The following is an 8,292-nucleotide window of genomic DNA, read 5'->3' on the forward strand; positions in this document are numbered from 1 at the left end:
TCCTGCTCGGTACCGCGCTGCGCAGATCTTGTCCTAGGGGAGGGTAACGACCGTCGCGGCGTACACGAGACCCGCCCCGAAGCCGATGACCAGCGCGGTGTCCCCGCTCTTGGCCTGACCGGTCGCCAGCAGCCGCTCCATGGCGAGCGGAATGGAGGCGGCCGAGGTGTTGCCGGTGGTCTCCACGTCGCGGGCGACCGTGACGCTCTCCGGCAGCTTCAGAGTCTTCACCATCGAGTCGATGATCCGCATGTTGGCCTGGTGCGGAATGAAGACATCCAGGTCGTCCGGGCTGACGCCGGCCTCGTCCAGCGCCTGCTGGGCGACCTTCGCCATCTCGAACACCGCCCACCGGAAGACCGCCTGGCCCTCCTGGGTGATGGCGGGGTACCGGATCGCCTCGGGGGCGGGCCGCTCCTCCGGGCCGCTGCCACCGGGCACCGGGGTGGTGCGGTACACGTCCCAGGACAGGGTCTGCTTGATCGTCTCGGACTTGTCGCCCTCCGAGCCCCAGACCGTCGGGCCGATCGCCGGCTCCTTGGCCGGGCCGACGATCACCGCGCCGGCGCCGTCGCCGAACAGGAAGGCCGTCGCGCGGTCCTCCAGGTCCGTCAGGTCCGAGAGCCGCTCCACGCCGATCACCAGGACGTACTCCGCGGAGCCCTCGGTGATCATGCCCTTGGCCAGCGTCAGGCCGTAGCCGAAGCCGGCGCAGCCCGCGGAGATGTCGAACGCGGCGGGCTTGCCGGCCCCGATGAGGTGCGCGATCTCGGTCGCCACGGCCGGGGTCTGCTTGAAGTGCGAGACGGTGGAGACCACCACCGCGCCGATCTGCTCGGGCGTGATGCCGGCGTCCGCGATGGCCTTGCCGGACGCCTCGACCGCCATCGTGGCGACGGTCTCCTCCGGACCGGCCCAGTGGCGCGTGGCGATGCCCGACCGCGAACGGATCCACTCGTCGGACGAGTCGATGTGCTTGAGGATCTCCTCGTTGGGCACGACACGGGTCGGGCGGTAGCCGCCGACACCCATGATCCGCGCGTACGGGGCGCCCTTGGCGGGCTTGATCTTCGAGGTCATGCGCTGCGGACTCCTATTCGGCCGGGGCTGCGGACGCGGCGTCCGCCGCGGTGGCGATCAGCTCGCGGGCCGCGCCGAGGTCGTCGGGCGTCTTCAGGGCGAGCGTCTTGACACCGGGCAGGGCGCGCTTGGCGAGGCCGGTGAGGGTGCCGCCGGGGGCGGCTTCGATGAGCGCGGTGGCGCCCAGCTGCTGGAACGTTTCCATGCACAGGTCCCAGCGAACGGGGTTGGCGACCTGGCCGACCAGCCGCTCGATCAGGTCCTGGCCGGAAGTGACCACCTGGCCGTCCTTGTTGGAGACGTACCGGGTGCGCGGGTCGGCCGGGGACAGCTCGGCGACCGCGGCTTCCAGGGCCGAGACGGCGGGTGCCATGTGGTGAGTATGGAACGCGCCGGCCACCTTCAGGGGCACGACCCGGCGGGTGCCCTCCGGCTTGTTCTCGACCAGCGCGGCGATCTGCTCGGCGGTGCCGGCGGCGACGATCTGGCCGGCGCCGTTGACGTTCGCCGGGGTCAGGCCGAGCTTCTCCAGATGGGGCAGCACGACGTCCTCGGCGCCGCCCAGCAGCGCGGCCATGCCGGTCTCGGTGACCGCGGCGGCCTCGGCCATGGCCAGCCCGCGGCGGCGGACCAGGGTCAGCGCCTCGGTGTCGGTCAGGGTGCCGGTCAGCGCGGCGGCGGCGAGCTCACCGACGCTGTGGCCGGCCGCCGCGCCCACCTGGGAGGCGACGTCGCCGGTGGCCGGGAACAGCTGCCGGGCGGAGATCAGGGCGGAGGCCACCAGCAGGGGCTGGGCCACCGCCGTGTCGCGGATCTCCTCTTCGGTGGCCTTGGTGCCGTAGTGGACGAGGTCCAGGTCGATGGCGTCGGACCATTCGCGGAGCCGGTCCTCGACTCCGGGGAGGTCGAGCCAGGGGATCAGGAAGCCGGGCGTCTGAGCGCCTTGGCCGGGAGCGACGAGTACGAGCACCCTCACACTCTCTCTTGTGGGAGGTCCCGCCCGCCCGTGGGGACAGGGACGAAGAACCATCGGGGGAATTGTTGGTGTCCGACAAAAGTCTAGGGCTGGGCCTCACCGTCTGCGAGACGCCCCAGAATCAGGGCGATACGCAGCGTAAACGCGGAGCGGACATCCGACGGTGACCAGCCGGTGACGTCTGTCACACGTCGGAGCCGATAGCGCACGGTGTTGGGGTGGACGAACAGCATCCGGGCGGCGCCCTCCAGGCTGCTCGCCTGCTCCAGATAGACGCTCAGCGTCTCCAGGAGCGCCGACCCCGCCTCCTCCAGCGGTCTGTAGATCTCCTCCACCAGCTGCTCGCGCGCGACCGGATCGGAGGCCATCGCGCGCTCCGGCAGCAGATCATCGGCGAGCACCGGGCGGGGGGCGTCCGGCCAGGCGGCGCAGGCCCGCAGGCCGGCCGCGGCGGCCTGTGCCGAGCGGGTCGCGGCCAGCAGGTCGGAGACCACCGGGCCGGCCACCACGGGGCCGGCGGCGAACGGCCCGATCAGCGCCTTGGCCGCCTTGAGTGGATTGTCCGAACCGCCCGCGATGACCACCAGCCGGCTGCCCAGGACGCCGGTCAGCACCTGGAGCTTGGCGTGCCGGGCGGCCCGCCGGATCGCCTCCACGGTCAGCTCGCTGTCGCCGTCCGGGGCCGTGCCCAGCACCACGCAGACGTGCTCCGGGGCGTTCCAGCCCAGGGCCGCGGCCCGGGAGACGGCGCCCTCGTCGGCCTCCCCGGAGAGCACCGCGTTGACCACCAGGGACTCCAGGCGGGCGTCCCACGCGCCGCGCGCCTCGGCGGCCTGGGCGTAGACCTGGGCGGTGGCGAAGGCGATCTCGCGGGCGTAGACCAGCAGCGCCTCGCGGAGCACCGACTCGTCGCCGGGGGCCGCGACGTCGTCGATCGCGGCCTCCATGACCTCGATCGTGGTGCGGACCATCTCGACGGTCTGCCGCAGCGTGATCGCCCGGGTCAGCTCGCGCGGCGCCGTCCCGAAGACGTCGGTGCTGATGGCCTGGGGCGTCTCCGGATGCCGGAACCACTCGGTGAACGCGGCGATACCGGCCTGGGCCACCAGGCCGATCCAGGAACGGTTCTCCGGGGGCATCGCGCGGTACCACGGCAGCGTGGCGTCCATACGGGAGATCGCCGCGGCCGCCAGCGTGCCGGAGGAGTTCTCCAGCCGCCGGAGGGTCGCGGAGTGCGGGTGCGCGTCGCGCGATGCGGGTTCAGACACGGGACCAAGCCTGCCCTATCGGGATGAGGGGGTGGAGCGGTGGGGCTACGGTGGGCCGATGATCGAGGTGCGCAGGGGCGGGGAACGCTATCGGGGCGGCGACGCGGACGCCGGGATCGCGACGCTGCACGCGTTCTCCTTCGGACCCCACTACGACCCGGACAACCTGCGCTTCGGGGCGCTGATCGCCTGCAATGAGGAGCGGCTGGCGCCCGGCGCCGGCTTCGCCGAGCACCCGCACCGGGACACCGAGATCGTCACCTGGGTCGTCGAGGGCGAGCTGACCCACCGGGACACCACGGGCCACGAGACGACCGTACGCCCCGGGGACCTCCAGCGGCTCAGCGCGGCCGGCGGCGTCCGGCACGTCGAGCGCAACGACGGCGCGGCGCCGCTGCGCTTCGTCCAGATGTGGCTGGCACCCCTGGCCCCCGGGGGCGAGCCCGGCTACGAGGTGGTGCGCGGGCTCACCGGCGGCTACCCGCTGCCGTCGGCCGGTGCCGTGCTGCACGTCCACCGCCTCCGGGCGGGCGGGCGCGCCGCCGTCCCGGCTGCCGCGCGGGTCTACGTCCACGTCGTACGGGGCGCGGTGCGGCTCGGCGGCGAGGAGCTGGCGGCCGGGGACGCGGCGCGGATCCGGGACGCCGAAGGGCTGGAGCTGCTGGCACCGGAGGGGGCGGAGGGCGCCGAGTGCCTGGTGTGGGAGACGGGGGCCGAGCCGGTGTACGGGTGAGACGGCGCGCCGGTGCCGGGCGGGCGCCGTCCGCCGGCTCCGGGCGCCCCCGGCTCTACCGGGGGCGTCAGCGATGTCCGGCCAGCTCGGCCAGGACCGCGTCGGTGAGCTTCGGCCACGCCTCGATCGCCCACGGGCCGAAGTCCCGGTCGGTGAGGGCGACACAGGCCGCGCCCGCCTCCGGGTCCACCCACAGGAACGTTCCGGACTGCCCGAAATGCCCGAACGTGCGCGGTGAGGAGCCGGCGCCCGTCCAGTGCGGCGCCTTCCCGTCGCGGATCTCGAAGCCCAGACCCCAGTCGTTGGGCTTCTGGTGGCCGTAGCCCGGCAGCACGCCGGTCAGGCCCGGGAAGACCACCCGCGTCGCCTCGGCGAGGGTCTGCGGCGCCAGCAGCCGCGGCGCCTGCAGCTCGGCGGCGAAGCGGACCAGGTCGGCGACGGTGGAGACGCCGTCCTTGGCGGGCGAGCCGGCCAGCTCCGTCGCGGTCATGCCCAGCGGGGCGAGCACCGCCTCGCGCACGTACTGGGGGAAGGGGATGCCGGTGGCCTTGGCGAGGTGGTCGCCGAGCGCCTCGAAACCGGCGTTGGAGTAGATCCGGCGGGTGCCCGGGGCGGCCACCTGGCGCGCCTCGTCGAACGCCAGGCCCGAGGTGTGCGCGAGCAGATGGCGGACCGTGGACCCCTCCGGGCCGGCCGGCTCGTCCAGCTCGACGGCGCCCTCCTCGACGGCGAGCAGCGCGGCGTAGGCGGCCAGCGGCTTGGTGACCGACGCCAGCGGGAAGCGGTGCGCGGTCGGGCCGTAGGATCCGGCCACCGAGCCGTCGGCGCGTACGACGGCCGCCGCGGCGGTGGGCACCGGCCAGTTCTCGATCATCCCCAGGCTCTGCATGGCCCCGAGCCTACGGTGTGCCCCCGCGGCTTCAAATTCCGGTCAAGACCGTCCCCGGGAACGGCTTGCCTGGAGTGCACTCCAACTCTCTAGCGTTGAGCACGTCGAGAGGCGCCCGGCGGAAAACCGGCGGCGCGACGGCAACCGGGACGGCAGCAGCGCGCCCGGGGACGAGTAGGGGGACGACGCGGCATGACGGCGACGATGACGCAGCGGGAGCAGGACGCCGGCCACCCGGCCGTGGCGGGCCTGCCGGACGGGGTGCGCCCCTGGGAGCGGCCGGCCGCGCCGTACGGCTGCGGGGCCGGCGGCCTCCACCCGCGGCCCACCGGCCAGGACCGCTACACCATCAGCGAGGTGGCCGAGCACACCGGCCTGAGCGCCCACACCCTGCGCTGGTACGAGCGGATCGGCCTGATGCCGCACGTGGACCGCACCCACACCGGGCAGCGCCGCTTCACCAACCGCGATCTGGACTGGCTGGACCTGGTCTCCAAGCTGCGGCTGACCGGCATGCCGGTCGCGGACATGGTCCGCTACGCGGAGCTGGTGCGGGAGGGCGAGAGCACCTTCGCCGAACGCGAGCGGCTGCTCACCGAGCACCGCGAGGACGTGCGCCGGCGGATCGCCGAACTGCGCAGCACGCTCGATGTCCTCGACTACAAGATCGGTATCTACGCGGACGCCCGGCGGGCGTCCGGGACGGCCTGAGAGGCACAGATGACGAACGAACAGGGCAACCCCGCCGGCACCGCGATCGGCACCGTCCAGCTGGGCACCGGCGGCCCGGAGGTGGGCGTCCAGGGCCTGGGCTGCATGGGCATGAGCTGGGCGTACGGCCCCACCGACGGGGACGAGGCGCGCGCCACCCTGGAGCGCGCCCTGGAGCTGGGCGTCACGCTCTTCGACACCGCCGACGTCTACGGCGACGGCGAGAACGAGAAGTTCCTCGCGCCGTTCGTCCGGGCGCACCGCGACGAGATCGTGCTGGCGACCAAGTTCGCGCTCGCCAACGACCCGCAGGACCCCACCAAGCGCATCATCCGCAACGACCGCCCCTACCTCCGCCAGGCCGTCGAGGGCAGTCTGCGGCGGCTGGGCGTCGAGCAGATCGACCTCTACTACATGCACCGCCGCGACGAGTCCGTCCCCCTGGAGGAGACGGTCGGCGCGATGGCCGAACTGGTCGCCGAGGGCAAGGTGAAGTACCTGGGCCTGAGCGAGGTGACCGCCGCCGAACTCCGCGCCGCGCAGGCCGTGCACCCGATCACCGCCGTCCAGTCCGAATGGTCGCTGTTCAGCCGCGACATCGAGGAGTCCGTGGTCCCGGCCGCCGCCGAACTGGGCGTCGCGCTCGTCCCGTACTCCCCGCTCGGCCGCGGCTTCCTCACCGGCGCCTTCGTCCGCGCCGAGCAGGAGCTGGCCGCCGACGACTTCCGGCGCCAGCAGCCCCGCTTCACCGGCGAGAACGCGGCCGCCAACGCCGCCCTCCTGGAGCCGGTCCGCGAGATCGCCGAGGCGCGGAACGCGACGCCCGCGCAGATCGCGCTGGCCTGGGTGCAGCAGCGGGCCGCCGCGCACGGACTGGCGGTCGTCCCGATCCCGGGTACCCGCAAGCGCGGCCGGCTGGAGGAGAACACCGCCGCCACCCGTATCGAACTGACCGCGGACGAGCTGGCCCGGCTGGAGCCGATCGCGGGCAAGGTGGCGGGCGAGCGGTACGCCGATATGCGGTTCACGTCGGCCGGCCGGGAGTAGGACGGGGGTGTGCGGGGGCGCGCCGGTGTGATGCGGTGCGCCCCCGGGCTCCCGTCCCGTAGGCCGGGGTTGTTGCCATACGGCCTACCGGGGCGGGAGGCCGGCCTCGCGGCCAACGGGGGCGCGCCTCCGGGCCGTTGCGTGTATCCGGCCTCCGGGCCGTTGGGCGTATGCCGTCGAGCCGTTACGCGTACCCGAGGGCGAAGGCCGCGAAAGCGGCCGCCAGGACCGCCGCGAGGGCCCGGCGGGCCCGCCCGGCTCCCGTCCATGGCGCCTCGAAGCGGTGGGTGGCCCGCCCGATGGCGATCAGCAGCACCGCGAACAGCGGCATCCAGGCCAGCCGGGCCGCGATCCAGCCGAGCGAGACGGGCGCGGTGGTCAGGCCCGGTACGGCGCCCGCGAACGAGGCCGGCAGGGCCGCGGCGAACATCGCCGTCTGGTGCCAGCACAGGATCGTCATCGCGCAGAGGTTGACCACGACCACCGGCGCCCACAGGGCCGGCCGCCGCAGCAGCGCGGCCAGCCGGTCCCGGAGCAGCACCGCCGCCCCGGACTGGGCCGCGGCCAGCGCCAGGACCAGCAGCGACGGCGGATGCGAGTTGGTGCGGTCCTGACCGGGGACGCCGACCATGCTCGCCGGGTAGTGGAAGAACAGCAGCAGCGCGGCGAACAGCGCGGCGCCGCCCAGCAGCAGCGTCCACGCGGCGCGCCGGCCGAGCCGCCGCTCGCCCCAGCACACGCCGAGCTGGTACGCGAACAGCCAGCCGGGCAGCAGGTTGAGCAGGCTCAGCCAGGATGGCACGGCCGCGGCGAACGGCCCGTAGCGCAGGAAGTCCACGACGGCGACCGAGGCCAGCAGCGGCAGCGCGCTCCACAGTCCGGCCCGGCGCGCGGCCGCGGCGCAGTACGGCGTGAGCGCGGTGACCACCACATAGATGCCGACGAACCACAGCGGCTGGATGACCAGCGTCGCGCCCGTCCGCAGCGTCGCGGTGGGCACCCCCAGCGCGTGCAGCAGCGGGACCAGCGCGGCCCAGACGGCGGTGACGCCGAGGACCGGGCGGCCCAGACGGGCGATCCGGCCGCGCAGCCAGCCGGCCGTGGTGCCGCCGCGGGTGGCGTGGCCGCGCAGGGACAGCACCGCGGAGTGCCCGCCGACCAGGAAGAAGATGCCGAGCATCTGGAGCAGCCAGCTCGCCGGGGCGAGGAAGCCGAGGGCGGTCAGCGGGCTGGCGTTGTGCAGCGCGCCCCCGGGGTCGAGCGTTAATCCGCCGAGCAGCCAGTGGCCGGTGGGGACGGCCAGCAGGGCGAGGGCGCGCAGGCCGTCGAGGGCCCGGTCGCGGTGCGCGGGGGTGCGGGCGTCGAGGGTGCGGACGGCCGTGCCGACGCGGGCGCGGACGGTGCGCGGCGGGCGCCCGGCGGCCGGGCGGGGGCGGACGGGGGTCGCGGTGGTCATAGGGCGTCCTTCTGCGGGTGGCGGGTGGTGGGTTGGCGGGCTGGGGGCTCGGTGGGTTGGGGTGGGGCCGGGCGGGGCGGGGGGGGGGGGTGGGGGGCGGGGGGGGGGCGGGGCGGGCGGGGGGGCGGGCGT

Annotated in this window: 8 protein-coding genes; 3 read left to right on the forward strand and 5 right to left on the reverse strand. The window is 74.4% G+C overall.

Annotated elements, in window-relative coordinates; translation table 11 throughout:
* Positions 1–33: 33 nt before the first annotated feature.
* The 3 genes from ADL22_RS30795 to ADL22_RS30805 form a co-directional block, all read right to left on the reverse strand.
* Positions 34–1,080: a ketoacyl-ACP synthase III gene (locus tag ADL22_RS30795; RefSeq protein ID WP_066987356.1), complete on the reverse strand. Its 1,047-nt coding sequence runs from the start codon at positions 1,078–1,080 to the stop codon at positions 34–36.
* 13 nt (positions 1,081–1,093) lie between these two features.
* Entirely contained in the window at positions 1,094–2,050 is a 957-nt protein-coding gene (locus tag ADL22_RS30800; protein WP_066987359.1) for an ACP S-malonyltransferase, read from the reverse strand.
* 89 nt (positions 2,051–2,139) lie between these two features.
* Positions 2,140–3,324 carry a PucR family transcriptional regulator gene (locus tag ADL22_RS30805; RefSeq protein ID WP_066987363.1) on the reverse strand — a complete coding sequence of 395 codons (1,185 nt, stop codon included), beginning with the start codon at positions 3,322–3,324 and terminating at the stop codon, positions 2,140–2,142.
* 58 nt (positions 3,325–3,382) lie between these two features.
* Between ADL22_RS30805 and ADL22_RS30810 the strand changes: the two genes are divergently transcribed.
* On the forward strand, positions 3,383–4,057 hold the full coding sequence (locus tag ADL22_RS30810) for a pirin family protein (protein WP_079064561.1): 675 nt from the start codon (positions 3,383–3,385) through the stop codon (positions 4,055–4,057).
* A 67-nt stretch (positions 4,058–4,124) separates the two neighbouring features.
* Here the strand turns inward: ADL22_RS30810 and ADL22_RS30815 are convergent, their stop codons facing one another.
* Positions 4,125–4,946, reverse strand: a complete 822-nt coding sequence (locus ADL22_RS30815) for a serine hydrolase domain-containing protein (RefSeq protein ID WP_066987366.1) — start codon at positions 4,944–4,946, stop codon at positions 4,125–4,127.
* Between the two features lie 192 nt (positions 4,947–5,138).
* Between ADL22_RS30815 and ADL22_RS30820 the strand changes: the two genes are divergently transcribed.
* Together ADL22_RS30820 and ADL22_RS30825 are read left to right on the forward strand one after the other, a co-directional pair.
* Positions 5,139–5,657 (forward strand): MerR family transcriptional regulator, encoded by a 519-nt coding sequence (locus ADL22_RS30820; RefSeq protein WP_234430920.1) that lies wholly within the window; start codon positions 5,139–5,141, stop codon positions 5,655–5,657.
* A gap of 9 nt (positions 5,658–5,666) precedes the next feature.
* Positions 5,667–6,704 carry an aldo/keto reductase gene (locus ADL22_RS30825; protein ID WP_066987368.1) on the forward strand — a complete coding sequence of 346 codons (1,038 nt, stop codon included), beginning with the start codon at positions 5,667–5,669 and terminating at the stop codon, positions 6,702–6,704.
* 184 nt (positions 6,705–6,888) lie between these two features.
* Here ADL22_RS30825 and ADL22_RS30830 read toward each other — a convergent pair whose 3' ends face one another.
* Entirely contained in the window at positions 6,889–8,160 is a 1,272-nt protein-coding gene (locus ADL22_RS30830) for an acyltransferase family protein (RefSeq protein WP_066987371.1), read from the reverse strand.
* Positions 8,161–8,292 lie beyond the last annotated feature (132 nt).

The sequence above is a fragment of the Streptomyces sp. NRRL F-4489 genome (assembly GCF_001509485.1).
Lineage (GTDB): Bacteria > Actinomycetota > Actinomycetes > Streptomycetales > Streptomycetaceae > Streptomyces.